Source organism: Paenibacillus sp. FSL R5-0912 (genome assembly GCF_000758605.1).
GTDB lineage: Bacteria > Bacillota > Bacilli > Paenibacillales > Paenibacillaceae > Paenibacillus_AQ.
Map to the genome: position 1 here is coordinate 2,449,439 of NZ_CP009282.1, position 23,021 is coordinate 2,472,459.

Here is a 23,021-nt window from a genome sequence, read left to right on the forward strand (position 1 = left end):
ATAGGGTGATGAAGACAGCTGCGCGTACACTGCCAAGCGATGATGTGCTGGGATATGCCGAGCTCAAAAGTGATCTGCTGTTCCACAGAATACCGCACAGCAAACGGCGTTATTATGTAGAGCGCCCGCTGGCGATCGGCAGGGAGCAGGCCACTTCTTTCAAAGCCCGTTATGGCACGGATGTCGGGGCCATCTGCCGGGACCGCGGAATCAGCGTCAATCTCAATGAACGGCAGGGCACCATCGGGCAGATCCGCTTCCGTGCCCAGATTGAGCTGTCGGCCAAGGAGCGTGCCATTACACTGTATAAATCGTCCATGGAAGAACTGCGGCAGTGTGCCGGTGTGCTGCTTCCCGGCCGTTCCTTCACGCTGAAGGAAATCACAGACATCCATCTCGCGCATGAGCTGTTCCACGATCTGGAGTTCACGGAGCTGGGATACACCAACAAGCGGCTTGACGACATCAGCAGCCTCTCCCTGGGTCCGCTGCGCATCCGGGCCAGCGTGACCAAGACCTCGGAGATCGCCGCGCATGCATTCAGCCGTTATCTGCTGGATCTGCCCTGCCTGCCGAATCTACTGGACTACGCTTATATGATTCACAGCGGCACGCTGACTGCTGCTGAATTCTGGAGGCAGACGGACGTTTGGTCCGGGGAGCTTGAGAACAGCTGACCCGGATTTACTGTGCGGCACTCTCCCGCATGCCGTTTCACCTTACTTCACAGGAGCAGACAGCAACCCTAAGAGGTGTGCTGTTTGCTGTATTTTTGTAGAGGAAGTATTGCGCCAGCCAGGGAGAACGTCTCTGACTTCGGACTCGAATTATGCTATGTTGGAGTGGGTATCCAGAGTTTGGGGAGGCTGTCCGCATGCCATTCAGAAAAGGTTCAAACCAATCTATATATGTGCCGCTGCGCACCAAGTTTATCGTATTGTTCTGCCTGCTGATTACGATTCCGTTTCTCGTGATCGGCACCATAAGCTATAAGAAATATACTGCGGGTGTGGAGCGCAGCACTGTGGAGCTCTCCAATCAGGTTGTGAGCCAGATTAATATCAATCTGGAGCATTACATTAAGGAACTGGACCGGCTTACACTTACGCCGCTGTACGATGAGGATATGATGCAGATTCTCCGCAAGCACAGCAGCAGCAGCGGCTCGGCGAACACCTATTTAACTACGGATGAGACGCTGAAGATGAATCTGTTTATTTCTTCGCTGGCTTTTGACCGGGGGGAGATTGAGAGCATTCTGGTGTTCACCAATGACGGGGGAATCTTCAGTAATCTGGACCAGAGCGTCAGGAAGCGGTGGGACCGCAGCATGGCAGACTGGATGGAGGCGGTTGAACAGGAAGACGGTGGTCTTGCCATCCTTCCGCCGCATGCTGCGGCCTATTATACAGAGGCGAAGCAGGGGATTATCTCCGTGGCCCGGGTTATCCGTGAGCCCTATACGAATGACAAGCTGGGGATCGTCAAGGTGGATCTGACGGCGCGGGGGTTCGGTTCAATTGTATCCACGGTGCGTTCGAGCGGGAGCGGTCTGCTGCAGATTACCGGCAAGGAACAGGTCATGCTGTACTCAGGGCCAGACGGGCTTCCCGATTCAAGTGAATCCTATATTACAGCCTCTGCCCGCTCTTCTTATACGGGACTTAAGGTGACCTCGCTGATTCCGCGGACGCAGCTCCGAGAAGACGCACGCGAGCTAACGAATTCTACCTTGATTGTCTCCATCATAGCCCTGATGGCTGCTTATGCGGCGGCGATTCTACTGTCGAACCGCCTGATTAAGCCGATCGCCCATCTGCAGTCGAAGATGCGGCAGGTGAAGCGGGGGCTGTTCCTGGAGCGGGCTACGGTCACTACAAGCGATGAAATCGGGCAGCTGACCGAAGGCTTCAATACGATGATCGGCGAGATCGACCGTCTGGTCAAAGAGGTCTATGAGACCCGGCTGAAGGAACGGGAGGCCGAGCTGCTGGCGCTGCAGAGCCAGATTCATCCGCATTTTTTGTACAATACCCTGGAAATGGTGAACATGCTGGCCCTTCAAGGCAATACCCGGGAACTCTCGGGTGTGGTGACCAGTCTCGGGAAGCTGCTGCGCTATACGGTCGGCCGCCAGGAGCAGATGGTGTACGTTCTGGATGAGGTTAGATTCGTAGAAGCGTATCTGCGAATCCAGGGTATGCGTCTTGGAGACAAGCTGCAGGCTGTAATCCATATTGATTCTTCCTTCGATTACTGCGTGGTGCCGAAGCTGATTCTGCAGCCGCTGATTGAGAATGTTATCGAGCATGCCATGGGCCAGGACAAGCTGCAGCTTGCCCTGACGGCTTCGGTGGAAGAGGAAGACTTGGTGCTGTCCGTCAAGGATGATGGTCTTGGCATAACCGGTGAACGGATGCAGGAGCTTAAAGAACAGCTGTATCAGAATAAATCCCGGCCCGGTATGGAGACGGAGCAGGGCGGCTTCGGCCGGATTCAAAAGGGTTTTGCGCTGCGCAATGTCCATCAGCGGCTCCGGCTGCTCTATGGAGAGCCTTACGGATTAACTCTTGAGAATACGGCAGAGCGCGGGGTAACGGTCTCACTGCGGCTGCCGATGAACTGGGAAGCCATGAACAATGCCGGACCCGCGGGGGACAGGCAGGAGGAGGATTAATGATGCGGACAAGGCTGCTAAGCCTTATGATAGCGGTGTTAATGACTGCGGGCTGCTCTTCAGGGGCAGGAAGAGGGGCGTCTGACGGGAAATCCGTGGACGGTGAAGAAGCAGGAGCAAGTAAGGCGGCTGCTGTGCAGGAGCCTGTGAAGCTGAAGTTCAGCATCTGGGGCAACGATGCGCAGAAGGCAATGGTTGAGGGCCTGGTGGATGAATATGAACTGCTCCATCCCGGGATGGAGGTAGAGATCATGACGATCCCTTTTGCTGATTATCAGCAGAAGCTGTCGATCATGCTGGCCTCCCGTACCGCACCCGATGCCGGCTGGCTGGCGGAGCGGATGATTCCCCAGCTGCTGGAATCGGGCCAGCTGGTGGACATTGCAGCAGAGGTCAAAGAAGACAACGGATATAACTTCGCGGATATTTATCCGTCTACACTTGACATCTTCAAGCGGGAGGATCGAGTGTACGGAATCCCATTCTCTACACCTCCGGTGCTGATCTATTACAATAAGGACCTGTTTCTTGAGAAGGGTCTGAAGACGCCAACCGAGCTCTATAAGGAAGGGAAATGGAACTACGAGGAGTTTCTCAAGGCCGCACGCAGCCTCACTGATCCGCAGCGCGGCATCTACGGTGTGAAGCTGGTCCGCGACTGGAACAACTGGTCGGATGCGCTGCTCCCGCTGTTCTGGTCGCATGGCGCCGAGCTTTTTGACGGCAGTGCGACGGCTTTTGCGCTGAATTCTCCCGCAGGGAGCGAGGCGCTGCAGCTCTACAGTGATATGATGTTCAAGGATAAGGTACATCCGCTTCCGGGCGATGAGCTGACCTTCGACAGTGGCCGGGTCGGGATGTACACGGACCGTTACAGCTATACCTCGAAGGCCCGTGCGGTTACTGACTTTGATTGGGATATCGCTCCAATGCCGGCAGGTGTTAAGGGGACTGGAACTTCGCTGGGTTATGCTGGAGTCTCTGTATTCGAGACGAGACATCCGGCCGAAGCCGCGGAATTCCTGAAGTTCATCACCAGCGCAGAAGCCATGAGTGTTACCGCGCAATATTTCGTACCCTCCCGGCGATCCGTGCTTGAATCAGATGTCTTCCTGAGAGCGGCTTCCAAGCCTTCGCCGGAGAGCATCCAGCTGGCCGTGCTCGACCAGATCGCGGATGCCCGGATCGCGCCAGGCCATAAGAATTGGCAGCAGATTGATACGAAGATCCAGAGGCTGCTGGACGGGCTCTACACGCAAAGCTCTACCGTGGACGGGCTGCTCGGACAAATGGAGCTTGAGGTGGGCCCGCTAATGAAATAGGATAAGGAATTCGTACACGATAAGGACCGCCTTCTGCCCCGCAAAGTACCTGAGTAATCATCGAAGCTACAGCCCCACTTTGTGGGGTTATTTTGCATGGCGTGGATAGGGACCGGTTTGAGTAACGCGACTGCTGCAGGCAACGGGTTGAATGCGAATTCGCTTAGACTTGATGCAAAATCCTGCACGAAATGCAACAATTCTCCTGTTAAATCGGCTATAACTCAAATTTGTTGTATAAAAGACAGGAATTTCTTCTCCACTAAGCCGATATATGAAATAATCCTGTATTTCATACAACAATCCTCCCGGGCACCCGATTATCACTGAACAATGCTGCATGCATACAACAATTCGTAACTGTCCGCACGCGTGAGCTGAGCTGCTGACTTGCATGCCCGGAACGTACGGGGCGGATATTTGCCTAAAGATCGTTTATACTGAGTTTACATACGAATTTTATTTTTATAGCAGCGCTAGAGAGTGCAGACATGGAGGTTTGATCGCTTGGAATTATTTGAATATATTTTGCTGATGCTCGCAGCGGTCTCGTTGTCCAATCTGGTGAACCGGTTTATCCCCTCGGTTTCCGTGCCCATCATTCAAATTGTGCTGGGGATGGCTTTGACCTGGCTGCCTTTGCATTTTGAACTGACATTGAATCCAGAGCTGTTTCTGCTGCTCTTCATTGCCCCCTTATTGTTTAATGACGGCAGGCTTGCGGATAAAGTGGCGTTATGGAAGCTGAAGAAGCCCATTTTGCTGCTCGCGCTGGGACTGGTCCTCCTGACGGTAGCTGTCCTGGGTTACTTCCTCCATTGGCTGCTGCCTATACTGCCGTTAGCTGCGGCGTTTGCCCTGGCAGCGGCACTTGCCCCTACGGATGCCATCGCTGTAGGCGCGTTGGAGCAGAAGGTCAAAATCCCGCATCAGACGATGCAAATTCTCGAAGGGGAATCTTTGATCAACGATGCTTCAGGTCTGGTATCCTTTCAGTTTGCCGTGGCCGCTATGGTCACCGGGGCATTCTCCCTCAGAACAGCCAGCCTGAGCTTCATTACCATTTCACTCGGCGGTGTCGTGCTGGGGCTGCTGCTCACGCTGATTAAATACGGGATAGTCAGATGGCTGCGCAGACTCGGGATGGAGAACGTTACGTTACATATGCTGATTGAGATTCTGACCCCATTTGCGATTTTTATGGCGGCAGAGGAGCTGGGGGTTAATGGAATCCTGGCCGTTGTCAGCGCAGGTATTGCCCATTCCTTCGGATATAAGCAGATGAATCCCGAGGTGGCTAAGCTGAGCATCGTGTCCAAAAGCACCTGGTCCGTCATTATCTTCGTCTTGAACGGCCTGGTCTTCCTGCTGCTGGGTACACAGCTGCCGGAGATCATACAGACTGTCTGGAACAATCCGGATATCGGGAACTTCCAGGTAATCCTGTACACGTTATTATTAACAGCGGCTGTTCTTGGCCTGCGCCTGATCTGGATGCTGATTATGGATATTCCCGAAGGGGAGGAGCCGCGGGGACACTGGAAGCTGGAGTTCAAGAAAGCCCTCATTCTCACGCTGTCAGGAGTCCGGGGAACGATCACACTCGCGAGTACGATGTCACTGCCGTTTTTCCTGGATGACGGTACCCGGTTTCCGGCCAGGGATCTGATTATTTTCCTTGCGGCGGGTGTGATACTCTGGACCCTGCTGGCCTCCAACTATCTGCTGCCGCTGCTGCTCGGCAAAGAAAATGAAGCAGAGCATAATGCCGAAGAGGTGGAGGCCAAGATCGAAATTCTGCGCAATGTAGTTTCCGGTCTAAACGATCAGGCTACGGATCATTCAAGAATGGCTCTGAGCCACTTGATCAGCACCTACACTTCAAGAATCCGCATGCTGAAGAAAAATGAAGCTGCAGAGGAAATGGAGCGGATGCTGGGTGTTACATCGCTCAAGTGGCAAAGAGAGTACACCCTGACTGCGATGAAGCAGCGGGAGGTGAACCCGTACACGGCCTACCGTTATCTGAACCGGCTGAACAAGCAGCTATTCATGCACACCCGTGATCCGGAATACAGGAATGACCTGGTTCCAATCAAAAGCTGGGAAGAGATTGTAGGGGTGATTCAGCAGGTTCGTCTAAGCGGACAGGAACGGCGTGAGGAATGGAACCGGCTGCAGTCGGCCAATTTTGCATACGTCTTGAAGAAGCTGATAGAGCTGCAAAGTAGGGGGGAGACCGAACCCGAAGCGGTCAGCGCCCTGATCATGCGTTATGAACGGGCGCAGATGAGATTGACACGTACGGAGTCACTTTCCTCCACCAAACGGGAGTTTGAAGAGGCTCTGCAGGAGCTGTCCAGAGCAGGGATTCAGCTGGAGCGTGACAACATTCAGCTCATGTACGAGAGCGGACGCATTACCAGAGCTAGCATGAAGGAAATGAAACGTGATATTCTGTTTATGGAATATGAATTGAGGGAAGAAATGGGCTAGGCAGCGGGAATGAAAAAATTTCCGGAAGGATGCGGGGATGAAGAATCTGGCGGTTCTAATTACAAAGGCATTGATAAGTACAGCAATCCTTATTTCACTGCATTTGTTACTGATTTATGTACTGGGTATTCGGATCGAGGGCTGGAATCATGCCGTTTTATCAGACTTGGAACAAGTTTACGCCATTCCAGTCATTCTTGTATGTATCAATTATATTATTTTTTTTCGGGTTAATATTCTGAAATACAAACTCATTTGGTGGCTTGCCAACCTGGTGCCGGGATTTATTTTTTTAAGTGTATCTAGAGTAACTTATGATGCAAGTAAAGCTGAGGAAGATTTTTTGGGTCTGTTTGGTTATGATTTTCAATTGATTGCACTTCTTCCCTTCATTTACTTTGTTCTTCAGCTCTTCCTGCTGTATGTTTGGAAAGTGGAGCGGAGAAATGATCAAGACAAGTATTAAGGCTGATATTCCACAAGGAGATGAACATATAGAGTATGCGAAAACAAATCGTGGCGGGTACATGTGCAGTTGTTGCGGCCATCGGAATCTTTATTTATGCCGGAAGCGGTGAACGAAACACGGCTGACGTTGAAGGGGGACAGGGCAGCAGCCAGCCGGTTAGTCAGGCCGCTGTTCAGGACATTAAGCAGATGGTGTCTGATTACAGCTCGCGCACGTTGACGTCCCAGTCCGCCTCCATTACCTCCACCCAGCTCATCGTGGACAGCGGCGGTCCAAATGAAGTCACCTATGATTTGCCGGAGAACGAATTCTTTCTGTCGGTTGCCCCGTATGTGCAGAAGACGCATCCGTGTGCAACACACAGCCTGACCGGCTGCCAGGGGGAAATGGCGGGTCAGGAATTTTATGTATACATTGAAGACGCCGAAGGCAAGGAAGTGATGAAGCAGACCTTGAAGTCCCAGCCTAACGGGTTCATCGACCTATGGCTCCCGCGCGACCAGAAGCTTCAGATCACCGTCACGCATGACGGGAAACAAGCCATGACCGAAGTATCCACCTTCGAGAGCGATGACACCTGCCTAACCACTATGCAATTAAGTTAATCTATTTCTATTAGTTTACGGTCTAAGCCGTCTTCCGGGTTCTGCTATTCAGCGGCAGGGAGGCGGCTTTTTGCTGTGATCATTTACTGAACAAAATACAACATTTTTCTCGTGAGATCGATCGAAATACAACAATTCGCCCAAACACAGGGGTAACTGGTAATCAGAATTGTATTCCGTACAACAATTATGCCTATTCTTTGAAGGCTAGTCTTATGACATGGTTGACGGCCTGCCGAAATTCAAGCAGGAAATTATGGGCTTGAAGCTTAAGGACAACAACACCCTACAACGATTTCATCAGCCAGATGGACAAAGTCGGTGCGGAGAATGCCGAGAAATTGATGTATCAGCACCACCTGAGGATATGTCAGAAGAAGGGTGTTTAATCTTGTTGATCTACACAAATCACAGGGAGAATCCGATAACTTGGGGTAAAGGGAAAATATTCAATAGATTCCTGATATTATATCTTGCTGATGAGGAACAGTGACCAAGTCTAAGGAGCGGAATATGATTATCAGTTTGATATTTGTTGCTTTAAGCGGATTAATGGGAGTGGGAATGTACTTTCTAGTCATCGGCATAGTCTTTTCTGCTGGCGGAGGCGGTTTATTTTGGGCAGCAACCGACTATAATCAACTGTCGTTTTATATTGTCCTTTTGTTAGTGTGCCTGGTAATCTGTTTTTTCTTTGCAAAACACTTATTAGAGAAGAACCTTCATCTTTTGCTTCTGATCTGTTTTAGCACGATAATGCTCTTATTCTTACTTGCGCCTTGGCTTACATAACTAGAGATTTATTCAAATAATAATCATTTTGCCTAATACATGTTAAAGCAAGGGAGAAAAACAATGAAGAAATCTATAAAGGCGGTACTCCAAGCCATTCTATATATACTGGCAGCAATTGCAATACATTTGATATTAATTTACTTTCTTGGGATCAGGATAGAGGGAGGAGGGGGAACAGAGTTAATATTTTTACTGTGTAAAACGTACATCCTTCCCCTCGCCATGTGCTTTCTCAACGGTGTATTGTTTATCTAAAAAAGCTGAGAATACTCCACCCTCGATAGGGTGGGGATGAATCAGTAGTTTTCGATTTCAAGACGAACGTATGTGCTATAATATGGATGAGATCACTAAAAGGAGGTGTTGCACATGCTCGTGTCTGCGCAGGAGGTTTCTTCGAAACCCCTGGTTCATCAAGCCTATAAATATCGGATCTACCCCAATACAGAGCAACAGCAACTCATTCGTCGAATGTTTGGCTGCTGCCGTTTTGTGTTCAATTACTTCTTGGGAGCTTGGAATCAAAGCTATGCGGAAACGGGAAAAGGCTTGTCTTATCACGCTTGTGCGACACAACTCCCCGGTTTAAAAGCACAATACGACTGGCTGAAAGAAGTCGATAGCATCGCTTTGCAGTCGGCTGCCCGTCATGTGGCGGATAGCTTTGATCGTTTTTTCAAGAAGCAAAATCAAGCGCCACGCTTCAAGAGCCGAAAGCATCCGATTCAAAGTTACACGACCAAATTCACCAACGGGAATATCGCCATGGAGGGCAGTCGCTTGAAGCTCCCCAAACTCGGCTGGATACGTTTTGCAAACTCCCGGAAGCTGGAAGGCCGGATATTGTCCGCTACCGTTCGTAAAAACGCCAGCGGGAAATTTTTCGTCTCGCTCGTTTGCGAAGTTCAAAAGAACCCTCTGCCCCAAGTGGATACACCTATTGGCATCGACTTAGGCTTGAAAGAATATGCAGTATGCTCAAACGGCGAACATATCGCCAATCCTCGCTTTTACCGTCAATACGAGAACAAGCTGGCGCTTTGGCAGCGGCGGATGGCTCGGCGTACTCCGGGCGGCTCCAACTGGAAGAAAGCAAGGCAGCATATCGCTCGTATTCACGAACGCATTGCCAATAAACGAAATGACTTCCTCCACAAGCTGACCACGAGACTGATTCGTGAAAACCAAACGATTAGTATCGAACATCTGCGTGTGGCGAATATGATTCAGAACCCCAAGTTTTCAAAATCCATTGCTGATGCGTCTTGGGGCGAGTGGGTGCGACAGCTGACGTATAAAGCGAAATGGTATGGACGAAATCTTCGGATCGCCGACACGTTTGAGCCGACCAGTCAGCGTTGCCATGTGTGTGGCACGATCCACCCCGAGGTGAAGAACCTGTCCATTCGGGAATGGACGTGTACGCCCTGCGGGACGATCCATGACCGTGACGAAAACGCCGCTCACAATATTGAACAAGTAGCGGTTTAACCCCCACCTAACCAAACGATAGAATTCAAGATTTCCCTAGCGTCAAAAATGTAAAACTGCGGGAACGCAGGGATCGCTTGCTCCATAAGAAGAGGGTACTCTTCTGTTCGCAAGAATCCGCCACTTCAAGCGTTAGCTAAGTGGGGGAGAATTCAATACAATGCCGAAGTATTCGGCTGAAATAATCTATCTGCTTCCAATAGGTATTATAATCATCCAATTAATCATGACTATATATTATCTTATTAATGTAAGAGTAATGGAAAAGAATATAAGGGGCCTATCGTGAGGTGATATGTATTTGAAGAATAAATTTGTTACTGGAATAAGGGCAGTTTCACAAGTGTTTTTTATCGCAGTGGTGCATTTATTTGTTATTCATTTTCTGAATATCAAAGCAGAGGCGTGGGACGAGGCAGCGGTACGACAAGCAATCATAATATATTCTGTTCTATTCATTATTCTGTATGTAACCTGCATGATGTCATTAGTAACAAGAAGAGTTAGATATAACTTACTTTGGTTTTGTGTAAGTACTATTCCTAGTGTTGGTTTTCTGTTTCTTCTTCATAAAGATAAAGTAAGTGAGCCTGCTGAATATGGTTTTATAGATTTGAAATTTGATAGCGGATTATTTGAATTGGTCATGATTTTCCCTTTTTACTATTTGGTAATACAAATAATTTTAGTTGTAGCACTATGGGTGTTGAAATTCCCTAAAAGGTACGAAGAAACATGATTGCCGCACCTGTTGTGCTAGGGGTATAATTAACTCAGACGAAGAACGTCCCAAGCTGCTGCTGGCAGAGGGGCGTTCTTTTTTTGCGTAAATGAGAGAGGGAGGTAACTGAATATGGAATTTGAAAACGCACATCAGCTGCTAATGGACCAGCATTTATCGGTCAGAACAGGGGAGCGCAGAGGCCGGCTGGCACGGGGGCATCAATATGCCGAGAAGCTATTCCTGCAAAATGTCTGGTGGCCGCTGTTCGGCAATCTGGATCATCTGCATCCTGAATATGAGGACCGGGATACCTTTTTGAATGGACTGGGCTGGAGAATTATACATTTCTCCTTCGATGATGTGCAGAACCGTCCTGAGATCTGCCGCATGCTGCTGCAAATGATCATTGCCCCTTCATTGATCCGGGTTCCGTCCGGGCAATCCCTCTCCCCGCAGGACAAGGAAATTGTTAAACTGGCTTGGAGCCTGGACAAGGGACTACGTCCCAAGGACGTGATGCTGCAACACCATCTGAACTTTCGGACGGCGCGTAAGCAGCTGCAGGAGCTGGTACGTAAAGGTCTGCTCCGTCCGGTGATGCAAAATTCATATATTTGTTATTACGAGCCGGTGCAGGGAGTACCCGATATGTTCCTGTAGTTGTTCCTGTAGTGGTTCGTGTAGTTGTTTCTGTAGCTGTTTATGTAAGTGCTGATGCATTGGCCCGGAAAAGAGCTTTGAGTATTCAAGTTGGTTTTGTGAGTTAGGGAGTCTGTTTGGAATGAGGTGTTGTCTCAGAGCTCCAGCCTATAGCGGCTAATGGGATTCTTAAGCTCGCGGATGTACAGGATAAAATGTTGTATGAAAGAGTCAATTTCATAATTCCAAACCCTTGCTGGGACTGTTTTTTTTAGGCATAGAAAAAGGAGTACCTCCCCAAGTTCTCGAAGATATAGGCGACCAAACCAACACCCGAGAACGAAAAGAGGTAATCCCTATCTATTCCATTCGACAAGAAGAACTGTTTTCCTTCAAGGAATTGTTCCTGATGCGCCCGGAAGATAAATACAGCCAAATCTTTGAACACTTAGATCTCGCCAAGGTTCTGCACGTTCTTCGGAAAAAGAACAACCGGGGCCGGCCCGAACAACTGAATGTACCTGCCATGATCTATTCCTTGCTCATCGCTAAAATGGAGAACATCGAGTTTGTTTCTTCCCTGGTCTGGCGTCTTACCCATAGCGAAGAGTTTCGGGCGCAGTGCCGATTTACCGGCTCCGATAATATCCCGAGCGAATCTTCGTATTCCCGTTTGATTCATGCGCTGGAGCACACGGGGATGCTTGAAAAACTGCAGGATACCTTGGTGACCTCTGCCCTAGAAGAAGGCTTTGTAACCGGCACACATATTGCCGTGGATTCCTCCATGGTCGAGGCTTGGGATTGCCAATTTAGCGAATCGGCCGCCAAGCGCCGTGCGGCTCGCCGAGGGCAAAAGCCAAATGAGGCTCCAGGAGCCCAGCAACTTCAGTTCAAACTTCCCGAGCCTGAGCCTGAGGCGGCTGTGAACGAACCACCGAAGAAACCCGTCTACGACAAGCGTGGACGTCCAACGAATGCGGCAAGGGAACGCCGGCGTCAGGAACAGGAAGCATATGACCAAAGTCTCGGACCGTTTCAGAAAACCATTGAAGCGATGTTACCTTACACGTATGACGAACTGCTGGCCGCGCTGCCCCGGCATGCCGCGCGTTGTGACAAGAAAAATACGAAGGGTCGAATGACGAGCTACTACGGTTTCAAGGCGAATCTGCTCGTCGATACGGACTGCCAGTATATCTTGAGCGGCCTCTTTAGTTCGGCGAATCCGAATGACCAGCGCATGGCCGTTATTCTTCTCAAAGGCCTGCCCCTGAAGTTTCCCACACTGAAGGTAAAGCATATCTTGGGCGACAAAGGGTACGACTGCGCGTCTATCTACCAGTTGATTCATTCGTTAGGTGCCTATCCGGCGATTCCCATGATTCACCGCAAAGATCCGCCCGAGGGAATGAACGTGGACTACACGCCGGTATGCTCCCAAGGACATGCCTACCGCTACGACAGTTTTGATGCCAAGTACGAAACGCTGAAGTATACCCAGCCGAGCGAGTGCACAGGCTGCCCACTACTGGGTTCCGGATGCCAAAAGGTGTTTAAAATCCGCATCCAAACGGATTTGCGTAAGCATACCTATCCCGCAAGAGGGAGCGAAAGCTTTACAGAGCTGTACAAAAAGCGTACGGCAGTGGAACGTGTTTTTGCCTATCTCAAAGAGTATTTTGGCATGAAACGCACACGTCACCGCGGCGTACGGGCAAGTGTCGATTTCCAGCTCAGTACACTAGCTTACAATCTTAGTAAGTTTGCATTGGACAAGTTGAACAAACAGTTGAGCAAATCCCAGCAAGTAGCCTAATTTTCTAAAAAATGACCTCCGAAATACAACAATTATTACAATAATCGGCTTGGTGGAGGAGAATTGCTGCATTTCGGTTCGGCCCCTTAATTATGGAGTCATTCTCTTGAAATCTCTGGTTCTTGCAGTTTCTTAAAGTGAGATGTTTACCTCTGCCACTTGGCCTGCTCTCCATGCCGCATGGTATTGGTTAGGACTCAATCGGTTTAAACTGCCGTGAAAGCGGCGTTCGTTGTAAAATTCAATGTACTCCGTGACAGTCTCGTAGGCTTCTTCAAAGGTTTCAAAGTACATTTTGCTGTAGAGATCTCGTTCTAAAATGCTGTGGAAGGACTCAATATATGCATTCATATTCGGCGTTTTAGGCGGAATCCGTTCATGAATCAAAGGTTCATCCGGGTCCATACACATCTCTGCAAAAGCATGACTGAGAAATTGAGGACCATTGTCTGAGCGAAGAATAGGCCTAGCCCCTCCAGGCTGTATACGGGCCTTCAACGCCTGCTTAATGGTCGTGCAGATCTCCTTGGCACTGCAACTTGCACCCAAGTGGTAGCCGACAATACAGCGGTCAAACACATCAATCATGTCAAAGATAAAAAAGAAGCGGTCGTAGCCATGAACGTATCCGTACTTAATATCTATTTGCCAAAGTTGGTTGGCTCCGGTAACCACGCGGTTTTGGGCAAGCCGTCTTGGATATCTCACTTTCTTGTCAGGTTTCTTTTGGAGCAGCCCTAGCTTTTTACAAAGCCGGTAGGCCTTCTTGTGGTTCAGAATTAAGTCATGCTGGATGTAGAGGGCATGCGCTAAGTTACGGTAACCGTAGCCGTGTTCCTCGCCTGCAACGAGTTCGCTAAGCCATTCTTCGATCTGCTCGTCGCTGACCTTCTGGCCGTCTTTCGTCAACGAATACGCTGGGATCGGTCTTCCGGCTGTCCCTAAGCTTACCGTAGATTTGGTGTTCTCCTTTTGACGCTGTTTGCGGGCATAGTAGGTCGATTCCAGCACACCCACCAGCCGAAGTACCACCGATACCGCATAGCCCCGCTTAATGCTTTCATCGGCTATTTCAAGTCTGTCTTGTAAGCGGGGTTGGTCTTTTTTAGCAGTTCACGCAGGAGTTCGATCTCCAAATCCTTTTCGCCCAGCAGTTTAATCGCAGTGTCCATTTTGGTCTCTAACTCTTGGACACGTTTGGCATCTTCAATACGTTCGTTAACTGAAGGTGTCGCTTGCTCACCAAATCGTTCTTTGTAGAACTTCACCCAGTTCGTAATCGTGCTGGGAGAAACTGGATATTTACGGGCGAGGAAAGAGAGCTTCGTCCCATTAATCGCTTCCTGGGCAACTTTAATCCGTTGTTCATCGTACAACTTGTTACTTTTCATGTCCTCATCCCCTTCTCTATTAGTGTACCTTATGCATCTTTAGGACTCCAATTCGATTAGGGGGCTTAAGAGATTTTGTGCAACAATTTCCAATTTCGGCCCTTTTAAGGAGGGAAATGTTGTATTGAGTGCAGGATTTAGAGTAATAGTGGCCTTACTTCGCTCCATTCGCTCCATCTGCTCCAAACGCACTATGAGGATGCGCGCGGACCAGGCAGGATTACTATATAGACATTAAGAAGTTTATCGACCTGAAGAATTTCACCGACCTGTTCGCCCACGGATTTGCGCAGATGAACCAGCTCATAGATTCGTGTAATGAACCTGCTCGTGGACAGCTTATAGTCTTGTTAACGTTCTATTCACAATACTCTGTTAGTCTCTATAAGTGTCAGGCGGATGATCATCCGGACTACAATATATAAGATGATGCGGAGGATAATATGGAAAAAACTATGAATAAAAGGCTGGCCGCTGGTCTGACAATATTAGCTGTAATCGGGTTAAGCATGAGCCTCATATTTCCCGGGAAACATGTCAAGGCCGGGACGGCTCAAACCAAGCCAGTGGTACCTCAGACTGAAGCACCTGCCGCCAATCTGGAGGATATCGCGGGTCTGACTGCTTTCGTTGACGGAATCATGGAAGAGGATATGAACCGGCTGCAAATTCCGGGAGCGGTGATCTCCATCGTTAAGGACGGCAAGATCATTTTGGACAAAGGGTATGGCAGTTCCAATCTGAAACAAGCGGCTCCGGTTGACCCTGTAACCAGCATGTTCCGTATCGCTTCTACGACCAAGCTGTTCACCTGGACTGCTGTAATGCAGCTGGTGGAACAAGGTAAGATTGAGCTGGACACGGACATTAACACCTACCTGAAATCCGTGAAGATTCCCGCCACTTATCCTGAACCCGTCACCATGCGTCATTTGATGACCCATACAGCAGGGTTTGAAGAGGGGGGAGTCGGTTATCAGATCGTCACTGATCCAGCCGGATTGCCTGGGTCCATCTCGGAAACACTCCATAAACATATGCTTGCCCGGATCAGACCGCCCGGTGAGATGAGTGCCTATTCTAACTATGGTGCCACGCTTGCGGGTATGATTGTGGAGGATGTAAGCGGCATTCCATACAATGAATATATTCAAAAGTATATTTTCGATCCGCTGGACATGAAATATTCGACGGTCGTGGAGCCATTGCCGGACTCATTCATCCCGTACCAGGTGGTAGGGTATAATAGCGAGAATGGAAGCTTTATTCCAGGCACGCCTACATTCGAGGGCGGATTTCGTCCTGCCGGCTCGGGTACCGTATCTGCGGTAGACATGGCACACTTCATGATCGCCCATCTGCAGGACGGGAGATATGGAGACCGGCAGATTCTGAAGCCTGAGACTGCTGCATTCATGCATTCAACGGCATTCCAGCTCGATAAGCGCCTGCCGGGAGTAGCACTCGGATTCGCTGAGAAGCGGGTGAACGGGTTAACATTAATCTCTCATGGCGGCTCCGATCCGATGTTTAATACGGAATTGTTTCTCGCACCTGCCAAGCAACTGGGGATTTTCTTATCCTACAATGGCGGTCAAGGCAGTGAATCGGCAGCAAAACTGGTCCAGGCCTTGTTCAACCGGTATTATCCCGCTCCCGAAGTGAAGCAGCCGGAGTTCTCGGCTTCTGGGGAATCCGTGCAGAAATATGCCGGCTCCTATCAATTTACACGCCGCAACATAAGTGATATTGACAAGTTCTTTAACTTTTTTGCCCAGCTGAATGTTACGATTGCGGATAATAAGCTATCCTTGGGAAGCGGCAGTGAACAACAGCTGTACAGAGCCATCGGTCCTAACCTGTTCCAGCTTGAAGGAGGGACCGATCAAATCGGCTTCCTTACGGATGAGTCCGGCAAAGTTACACATATGCTCCTGGACATGGCTCCGGAGATGCCGCTGGAGCGTACGCCCCTTTTGGACCAGAGTAAGTTTTGGCTTATCCTCCTTGGTGTCGTGGGATTCATTTTCATCACGGCATTGCCCGGCCCCCTCTTCTTCAGACGCAGGTTCAAGGCGATGACGCCCCCAGAAAAGCGGGCCATCCGATTATCTGCGGGAACTGCCGGCTGGGCGCTGTTATCTTTTATTACTCTGTTTATGGTTATTATGTCCATGGACATTATGCAGAAGCTCAGCGGTATCAGTCCTTTGCTGTCTGTCAGCCTGGTTATGCCAATCATTATGGCGGGCTTGACCTTAGCAATGTTAATCTCGGCTATATTGGTTTGGATAAATAAGTATTGGACCGCCTTTAAACGGGTGCATTACACGTTAGTGACGCTTTCGGCTGTCGTACTGATGATCTTCTTCTACTATTGGAATCTGCTCGGCTGGCAGTTTGGATAACGCTTAAGAGAGAAGGATGATCGTGGCTACTATACTTATCGCGGATGATGATGATAATATCCGGAAGCTGATGTCTCTATATCTGCGCAAAGAAGGGTTCGACCTCGAAGAAGCCGGGGACGGCACCAAGGCCTTGTCCATCATAGAGGATTCACAGATCGATCTTGTCATTCTGGATATTATGATGCCGGGACTGAATGGCTGGGAGCTGTGCAGGGAAATCAGGCGTTCGGATGCCAACCTCCCCCTCCTCATGGTGACGGCCAAAGCGGAATCTGCCCACAAAATCAAAGGGTTTCAGCTCGGAACGGATGATTACCTGACCAAGCCGTTTGATCCGGTGGAACTGGTGATGCGGGTAAAAGCGCTGCTCAAACGCTCACTGGTAGTTACTTCACAGTCCGTGCAGCTCGGCAATGTGGTGCTTAACCGCCGGACCTTTCAGGTTACACGCAGTGGGGCACCGGTCACGCTTCCCTTGAAGGAATTTGATCTTCTGTTTCTGCTGATCAGTCACCCCGGGCAGATCTTCACCAGAGAACAACTGATTCAGCAAATCTGGGGACTCCATTATGAAGGGGACGGGCGGACTGTAGATGTGCATATCAGCCGGCTGAGGGAGAAGTTCAGCGGCAATGGCGAGGGTTTTCAAATCGAAACCGCCCGCGGCCTGGGATACCGGCTGATCCCTGAGCCATGATCAAGACACTGTATGTTCGGGTCATTCTTACGTTTCTCAGTATCATCATCTTCAGCCTGATCTGTTCCTTTTTCATTGGCTTGTATGTTTTTCAGCAGCAAATAAGCTATAAGGGACAGAGCGAAATGCTCGCAGTGGGCCAGGAGATCATTCACCGCTATGATGACGCCAAGCCTAAAGATACCAATGAGTTCCTGAATAGTATGGTTAAGATATCGGCACATCCCATTAACCTGTACGATCCATCCGGAGAACATACTTTTTACGGGCTCTCGGATAGTCCGGCTGTGACCATCACCCCCGGGGTTGTCCGGCAAGTGCTGCAGGGAAAGATTTATCGTTCCTCGACGGAAGATAAGGATACGTTCATCGGGATGCCCTTTATGCTCAAGGGGGAGTGGTATGCAATGTTCTTGCAGTACTCTGCCGAGAATGAGGATATCGTCAACCGGATGGTACTCTTTGTGCTGCTGCTAGTGCTTGTGCTGGGAAGTGTATGTATTGTTGTGGCTGCCAGATATCTGGTGGAGCCGATCAAGGCATTGACGGATGCAACCAAAAGACTGGCCAAAGGTGACTTCGAGGTGGATCTTAAAAGGAACCGTGTGGACGAGATCGGGGAGTTGACGCAAAGCTATGTAGAGATGGCCGGAGAATTGAAGCAGCTGGAGTTGATGAGGCAGGATTTCGTATCGAATGTCTCTCATGAAATCCAGACACCGCTCACATCTATTTCCGGCTTTGCCAAGGCGCTGCAGAATAATGATTTGATTGCGGAGGAGGAGCGCAAGGACTATCTGGATATCATCATTGCGGAGAGTGGACGTCTGTCGAGACTAAGTGATAATTTGCTGAAGCTCGCTTCCCTGGATTCCGGACATCATCCCTTCCAAGCAGGCTTCTTCCGGCTTGACGAGCAGATTAGAACTATTGTTGTGACCTGTGAGCCGCAATGGTCTGCCCGAAGCATCGTTATCGATCTGGAACTGCCCGAAGCCGTCAATATCATTGGTGATGAAGACCAACTGAAGCAAGTATGGATGAATCTGCTCAGCAACAGCATCAAGTTCACGCCTGAAGGCGGGAAGATCCGTATCCGTGTAGACAGCAGTGCAGCAGAAGTATCCGTCACCATCAGCGATAACGGCATCGGGATTTCTCCGGAAGAGGTTGGCGCCATATTCCAAAGATTCTATAAAGCAGACAAGTCGCGCAGGGGAAATAACAACGGGAACGGTCTGGGGCTTGCGATTGTCCAAAAAATCGTTTCCCTGCATCAGGGGAGCATTGAGGTGGACGTTACGGCTGAAGAGGGAACCACGATGATCGTCAGGTTGCCCGTACACCATTCATGATGAAATCCTTGAATTGCCGGTCCGCTGCCCGGTCTTCCTCGGTAACCAAACCGCCCCGCTGATGGGTAATAATTACGGCTTTTTGTAAATACATGAAATACAGGCGGGTGGACTTCTGCAGAATGTCCAGCCACTTCTTTTTGTCCTCCAGAGTCACAGATTCGGTCTCAAGGCGTATTAACCCCGAATAACAGACTTCCATAGCCTTCTTGAAATCAGGCAGGTCCGCAGGATTCTTGGACAGGGTGCTGTAGTATACTCCGAAAATGGCATCATAGTAGATCAGTGACTCCTGATGATCTCTCAGCGCCAGGTATTGATTCAGAATCTTCTCCAGTGACTGTACAGGCTGTGCAAAATCAAAGTCAAACAGCAGCTGTCCAAACATCTGCTCCAGGTTCAGGACATAGATTTGAGCGGCTAATTCTTCCTTGTCCTTATAATGATGATACAAAGTGCGCCGGGAGACGCCGGCTTGCTCCGCTATTTGAGCCATACCCGTGCGCTCAATACCTTGAGCACAGAACAAGCCCAGCGCTGTATCCTTAATAATCTCCCTCGTCCATTGCATCTGCTTTTCACGCAAATTCAATGATTTTCTCCCCTGTCTTATGCTAATGTTCCGAAGCTTCCAGAATTATCTCTGCGCCGGCTCCGGCATCGTGAGGAACTTGCTGCCCACTGAATAGGGTTTCCGATCGTTGACCGCATCACCTAGCCACTTCAGAAGCTTCACGCCATCCTGCTCAGCGAGATAGACGTTGATGTTGTTCTGAAAGTGGATCAGAATCTCTTCATATACCGAGTAGGATTGCAATAGTACCGTACCTGCATGCATTAGATGACCGTTCGCTTTAAAAGCTGCCCCGATGATATCCGCTTCGGGGGCATACCCGAAGTTCTTAACGAAATCTGCGTGCCATTCGTGATCGTGATTTTCCTCATTCTTCTCATGTCATCTCTCCCTTACTTGGAGTATGCGACAAGAATACTCATTGCACAAGGTGTATACTTATATGCGAAAGAAAGATCAATTGTATTCGTTAAAGATACCTATACCCCTTGGTTTCGCAGAAATGAAGTGAACTACGTTCCAAGGGTGAAAATATCAACCGCTACTTTTTAGGGTGGAGTCGATATTATTAAGTATCTTATCTGATATAATATGAGACTGAAGAGACGGTGCTAACTTATAGCGAATATCAGCATAACATGCTGCAAATATACGGAGGGATATTTATTGTTGGTCCATACTAAACTTCATATCCCCCATGTCCGTAAATCTCTGGTAGCCCGGCCGAGGCTGCTTCATAAGCTGAATGAAGGAAGGGAGGCTAAGTTAACACTGATTTCCGCTCAGGCTGGATATGGCAAAACTACGGCATTAAGTGAATGGGTGAAACAATGCCTCAGCGTTGTGGCCTGGGTTTCGCTGGACGCACAGGATAATGATTGGATCCAGTTCTGGAGTTACTTCACCGCTTCTATTCAGGAGAGAGAGCCCGGATTCGGCTTAGCGGTGCAATCCCTGCTGGATAGCGGTCCTTCACAATCTTCAGAGCCTGCGATTATGGAATTGTTGAATGCATTGAATGCTTTTCCGAACGAATTGGTAGTTATACTCGATGATTATCATGTCATAGAACTTCCCGCTATTCATCAATCCATCACCTATCTGCTAGAGCATTTACCTCCACATATTCACCTCTATATTGCAAGTCGTACGGATCTGTCCATACCTACTGCCAGGCTGCTGGCCAAAGGTGAATTCCATCAGATTAAAATGCAGGATTTGCGTTTTCATTTGGACGAAGGACTTGTTTTTTTTCGCGAAACAACGGATTTAGGCTTAACTCCAGACCAAGTGGAGATGCTGTTCCGGCAGACGGAAGGCTGGATCAGCGGCTTGCAGCTGGCAGCCCTTTCTTTGAAGCAAAGTGACAATATTTCGGCTACCCTTCAGCAGTTCAGCGGCCATCAGCATGATATTTCCGATTATTTGCTGCAAGAGGTATTTCACCATCAGCCGGAGCAGATACGTGCTTTTTTATTGGAAACCTCCATCCTGAACCGCATGAACGCTTCCTTATGCCAGGCAGTAACCGGTCAGGCGAATGCTCAAGCACAATTGGAGAGACTGGAGCAAATGAATTTATTCATTGTCCCCTTGGATGATCATCGGACATGGTACAGGTATCATCACCTGCTCTCGGATTTCTTACAGCAGCTATTGTTCAGAACAGACACAGATCAATGGATGCAGGTGCATGTTCGCGCGGCAGAGTGGCTGGAGTCACAAGGCTTTGACGAAGAAGCGGTGGAACATTATTTAGAAGGGAAATATTATCCGGATGCTGTCCGGTTAATTGAGAAAAATCTACATACGTTAGTCCAGACGAAAAGTGTTGTATTGATCCGATGGGTCTCTGTTTTACCGGAAAACTCCTTTGCTGAGAAGCCAATGGTTGAATTATTTTATATTTCTGTCTTATTGGGCGTTGGGGAATGGACCGAAGCTTTTCACAGAGTGAAACAGGCAACCATCCGGTTTCAAGCACTGGAGGGCAAAGTATCGGATGCGGAATGGAAGCAGGCCATGGGCAATATCTACTTTTTCCATGCGATCACCTCCTATCTGCACAAAGATTTGGAACGAACGTCAGACTACTTCGGGCTGGTTGAGCAGTATATGCCGGAAGGCAGTTTCTTTCAGACGGTGGGACGCAACAGATACCAGGGCTTTGATTCATTTGACGATCTATTGACCCATATCAATGATCTTCATGCAGCGGATGCATTCCTGCCCAAATGGATCAGCGTGTGGCAGAACAAGCAGGAATACCCTTTTCTCGGATTCTTATGCGCTTCCTACAGCAAGCTGTTATACGAGTGGAACCGGCTCGAAGAGGCGGAGAGGTATGCTGCGATGGTGCTCGGACGCCAGGATATGCAGCCCTTTGCGCGGATAATGATCCAAATATCCATGAATGCTTCACGGATCCAGCAAGCAAAAGGCAATCCGATCCGGGCCAGAGCGCTGCTGAACGAGTTGAAAATGCAAATTGCCTCTCCGGATTACGAATTGTTTATGTACAGAATTGAAGCAGAACAGGCTTGTCTGTCCCTGGAGCAAGGCTTACTTCAAGAGGCTTTAGACTGGCTGCAAAGCTGCGGTCTTGCGCATACGGATGAGGTTTCGTTGAATCGGGTGACAGAATATCTTGCTTTTGCCAGAGTACTTATTGCTTGTGAGCGGATGGATGAAGCACTGTACTTGCTGGAACAGTTAAATCGCATGTTGGGGAGGGAAGACCGTCTGCGTGATCGTATTCAGGTCATCATTCTGCAAAGTCTGACGCTTCAGCGCTCTGGTCAAATGGAGGCGGCGCTGATTCAGGTAGAGGCAGCCCTGCAAAAGGCAGAGCCGGGGGGGTATATTCGCAGCTTTATAGATGAAGGCCCTGTGATGGCAGAGCTTCTGGCGGCTTATGGGAAGAGACTTCAAGATAATCACTTGGGGGATAAGCTGCTTGTTACTTCTGGTTATGTGCAGCAACTGCTTCAGGCTATGCAGGTCAAGAGCCAAGACAGCTTACCAGCCGAACAGCCCCGTAAAGAACTACTGACCGATCAGGAAACGAAGGTCCTAGTATTGATTGCGGCTGGTTTGGCGAACAAGGAAATTGCATCAGATCTAAACATCACTGGCGAAACTGTAAAGTTTCATATCCGGAATGTGTATAGAAAGCTTGAAGCGAACAATCGGATACATGCCTTGCAGCGTGCCAAAGAGTTAAAGATATTCGTTGAATAATTATTAGGCCTACCTCCCCAAATGGGGAGTTATTTTTTTGCACGGAAAGGCTTATAGTGGGATGAATACAATGAGAAATGACACAAAGAAGCTAGGAGATCGGAAATATTTGTGAGAGATATATGAAGTGGAGAAGTTTTGGAGGAGGGAATGCGTATGAATAAGGCGTATAAAAAAGGATTGTCGGTTTTTCTGGTGCTACTAATGGTAATAGGAGGAATATCGGGGGTTATTGCACCTGGAGGTGGGACGGCTCATGCTGCGGGAGGCTTCGCTGGAGGAACGGGTACAGCAAGTGATCCTTATCAGATTGCAA

Annotated in this window: 19 protein-coding genes; 15 read left to right on the top strand and 4 right to left on the bottom strand. The window is 49.1% G+C overall.

Going from position 1 to position 23,021, the window contains the following annotated elements:
• The first annotated feature begins 5 nt into the window (after positions 1–5).
• The 11 genes from R50912_RS10240 (at position 6) to R50912_RS10300 (ending at position 13,037) form a co-directional block, all read left to right on the top strand.
• The gene (locus R50912_RS10240) at positions 6–677 is read left to right on the top strand and encodes a hypothetical protein (RefSeq protein ID WP_156123056.1); all 672 of its coding nucleotides are present in this window, start codon (positions 6–8) and stop codon (positions 675–677) included.
• Between the two features lie 197 nt (positions 678–874).
• Complete coding sequence (locus R50912_RS10245; RefSeq protein WP_042234559.1) at positions 875–2,677, top strand: sensor histidine kinase; 1,803 nt, start codon at positions 875–877, stop codon at positions 2,675–2,677.
• Positions 2,677–3,999, top strand: coding sequence for an ABC transporter substrate-binding protein (locus R50912_RS10250; protein ID WP_042234562.1), 1,323 nt, complete (start codon positions 2,677–2,679; stop codon positions 3,997–3,999). Before R50912_RS10245 ends, R50912_RS10250 begins: the two co-directional genes overlap by 1 nt.
• A 507-nt stretch (positions 4,000–4,506) precedes the next feature.
• The gene (locus R50912_RS10255) at positions 4,507–6,495 is read left to right on the top strand and encodes a Na+/H+ antiporter (protein ID WP_042234564.1); all 1,989 of its coding nucleotides are present in this window, start codon (positions 4,507–4,509) and stop codon (positions 6,493–6,495) included.
• A gap of 37 nt (positions 6,496–6,532) precedes the next feature.
• The gene (locus R50912_RS10260; protein ID WP_042234566.1) at positions 6,533–6,961 is read left to right on the top strand and encodes a hypothetical protein; all 429 of its coding nucleotides are present in this window, start codon (positions 6,533–6,535) and stop codon (positions 6,959–6,961) included.
• Positions 6,962–6,996: 35 nt separating this feature from the next.
• On the top strand, positions 6,997–7,569 hold the full coding sequence (locus tag R50912_RS10265; protein WP_042234568.1) for a CueP family metal-binding protein: 573 nt from the start codon (positions 6,997–6,999) through the stop codon (positions 7,567–7,569).
• A 513-nt stretch (positions 7,570–8,082) separates the two neighbouring features.
• Entirely contained in the window at positions 8,083–8,361 is a 279-nt protein-coding gene (locus R50912_RS10275; protein ID WP_042234572.1) for a hypothetical protein, read from the top strand.
• A gap of 372 nt (positions 8,362–8,733) precedes the next feature.
• Entirely contained in the window at positions 8,734–9,855 is a 1,122-nt protein-coding gene (gene tnpB / locus R50912_RS10285; RefSeq protein ID WP_042234576.1) for an IS200/IS605 family element RNA-guided endonuclease TnpB, read from the top strand.
• 301 nt (positions 9,856–10,156) lie between these two features.
• Positions 10,157–10,594, top strand: coding sequence for a hypothetical protein (locus R50912_RS10290; protein ID WP_042234578.1), 438 nt, complete (start codon positions 10,157–10,159; stop codon positions 10,592–10,594).
• 114 nt (positions 10,595–10,708) lie between these two features.
• Entirely contained in the window at positions 10,709–11,239 is a 531-nt protein-coding gene (locus R50912_RS10295) for a PDDEXK family nuclease (RefSeq protein WP_042234579.1), read from the top strand.
• A gap of 232 nt (positions 11,240–11,471) precedes the next feature.
• Complete coding sequence (locus R50912_RS10300) at positions 11,472–13,037, top strand: transposase (protein WP_052416121.1); 1,566 nt, start codon at positions 11,472–11,474, stop codon at positions 13,035–13,037.
• Positions 13,038–13,169: 132 nt separating this feature from the next.
• Here the strand turns inward: R50912_RS10300 and R50912_RS10305 are convergent, their stop codons facing one another.
• Entirely contained in the window at positions 13,170–14,069 is a 900-nt protein-coding gene (locus tag R50912_RS10305; RefSeq protein WP_052416189.1) for an IS3 family transposase, read from the bottom strand.
• Between the two features lie 35 nt (positions 14,070–14,104).
• Positions 14,105–14,428 (bottom strand): transposase, encoded by a 324-nt coding sequence (locus tag R50912_RS10310; RefSeq protein ID WP_042234582.1) that lies wholly within the window; start codon positions 14,426–14,428, stop codon positions 14,105–14,107.
• Between the two features lie 443 nt (positions 14,429–14,871).
• Here R50912_RS10310 and R50912_RS10315 point away from each other — a divergent pair, with 443 nt between their 5' ends.
• From R50912_RS10315 to R50912_RS10325, 3 genes are read left to right on the top strand one after another with little or no spacing between them, the layout of a single operon-like run.
• Positions 14,872–16,836: a serine hydrolase domain-containing protein gene (locus R50912_RS10315; protein WP_231637816.1), complete on the top strand. Its 1,965-nt coding sequence runs from the start codon at positions 14,872–14,874 to the stop codon at positions 16,834–16,836.
• 22 nt (positions 16,837–16,858) lie between these two features.
• Complete coding sequence (locus R50912_RS10320) at positions 16,859–17,536, top strand: response regulator transcription factor (protein WP_042242054.1); 678 nt, start codon at positions 16,859–16,861, stop codon at positions 17,534–17,536.
• Positions 17,533–18,891: a HAMP domain-containing sensor histidine kinase gene (locus tag R50912_RS10325; RefSeq protein WP_042234584.1), complete on the top strand. Its 1,359-nt coding sequence runs from the start codon at positions 17,533–17,535 to the stop codon at positions 18,889–18,891. The genes R50912_RS10320 and R50912_RS10325 overlap by 4 nt, the downstream gene beginning before the upstream one ends.
• Here the strand turns inward: R50912_RS10325 and R50912_RS33210 are convergent.
• Both R50912_RS33210 and R50912_RS10335 read right to left on the bottom strand, forming a co-directional pair.
• Entirely contained in the window at positions 18,866–19,483 is a 618-nt protein-coding gene (locus R50912_RS33210) for a TetR/AcrR family transcriptional regulator (RefSeq protein WP_052416190.1), read from the bottom strand. The two genes, R50912_RS10325 and R50912_RS33210, sit on opposite strands and share 26 nt — an antisense overlap.
• A 45-nt stretch (positions 19,484–19,528) precedes the next feature.
• Positions 19,529–19,708 carry a hypothetical protein gene (locus R50912_RS10335; RefSeq protein ID WP_197073063.1) on the bottom strand — a complete coding sequence of 60 codons (180 nt, stop codon included), beginning with the start codon at positions 19,706–19,708 and terminating at the stop codon, positions 19,529–19,531.
• A 426-nt stretch (positions 19,709–20,134) separates the two neighbouring features.
• On the opposite strand from R50912_RS10335, the gene R50912_RS10340 reads away from it, so the two are divergent.
• On the top strand, positions 20,135–22,705 hold the full coding sequence (locus R50912_RS10340) for a winged helix-turn-helix domain-containing protein (protein ID WP_156123058.1): 2,571 nt from the start codon (positions 20,135–20,137) through the stop codon (positions 22,703–22,705).
• Positions 22,706–23,021 lie beyond the last annotated feature (316 nt).

What these genes read in the sequence shown, in the direction of transcription:
- R50912_RS10245 (WP_042234559.1), top strand. Translation starts at nt 875, where the DNA reads ATGCCATTCAGAAAAGGTTCAAACCAATCTATATATGTGCCGCTGCGC.
- R50912_RS10250 (WP_042234562.1), top strand. Translation starts at nt 2,677, where the DNA reads ATGATGCGGACAAGGCTGCTAAGCCTTATGATAGCGGTGTTAATGACT.
- R50912_RS10260 (WP_042234566.1), top strand. Translation starts at nt 6,533, where the DNA reads ATGAAGAATCTGGCGGTTCTAATTACAAAGGCATTGATAAGTACAGCA.
- R50912_RS10265 (WP_042234568.1), top strand. Translation starts at nt 6,997, where the DNA reads ATGCGAAAACAAATCGTGGCGGGTACATGTGCAGTTGTTGCGGCCATC.
- R50912_RS10275 (WP_042234572.1), top strand. Translation starts at nt 8,083, where the DNA reads ATGATTATCAGTTTGATATTTGTTGCTTTAAGCGGATTAATGGGAGTG.
- tnpB (WP_042234576.1), top strand. Translation starts at nt 8,734, where the DNA reads ATGCTCGTGTCTGCGCAGGAGGTTTCTTCGAAACCCCTGGTTCATCAA.
- R50912_RS10295 (WP_042234579.1), top strand. Translation starts at nt 10,709, where the DNA reads ATGGAATTTGAAAACGCACATCAGCTGCTAATGGACCAGCATTTATCG.
- R50912_RS10310 (WP_042234582.1), bottom strand. Translation starts at nt 14,428, where the DNA reads ATGAAAAGTAACAAGTTGTACGATGAACAACGGATTAAAGTTGCCCAG.
- R50912_RS10315 (WP_231637816.1), top strand. Translation starts at nt 14,872, where the DNA reads ATGGAAAAAACTATGAATAAAAGGCTGGCCGCTGGTCTGACAATATTA.
- R50912_RS10325 (WP_042234584.1), top strand. Translation starts at nt 17,533, where the DNA reads ATGATCAAGACACTGTATGTTCGGGTCATTCTTACGTTTCTCAGTATC.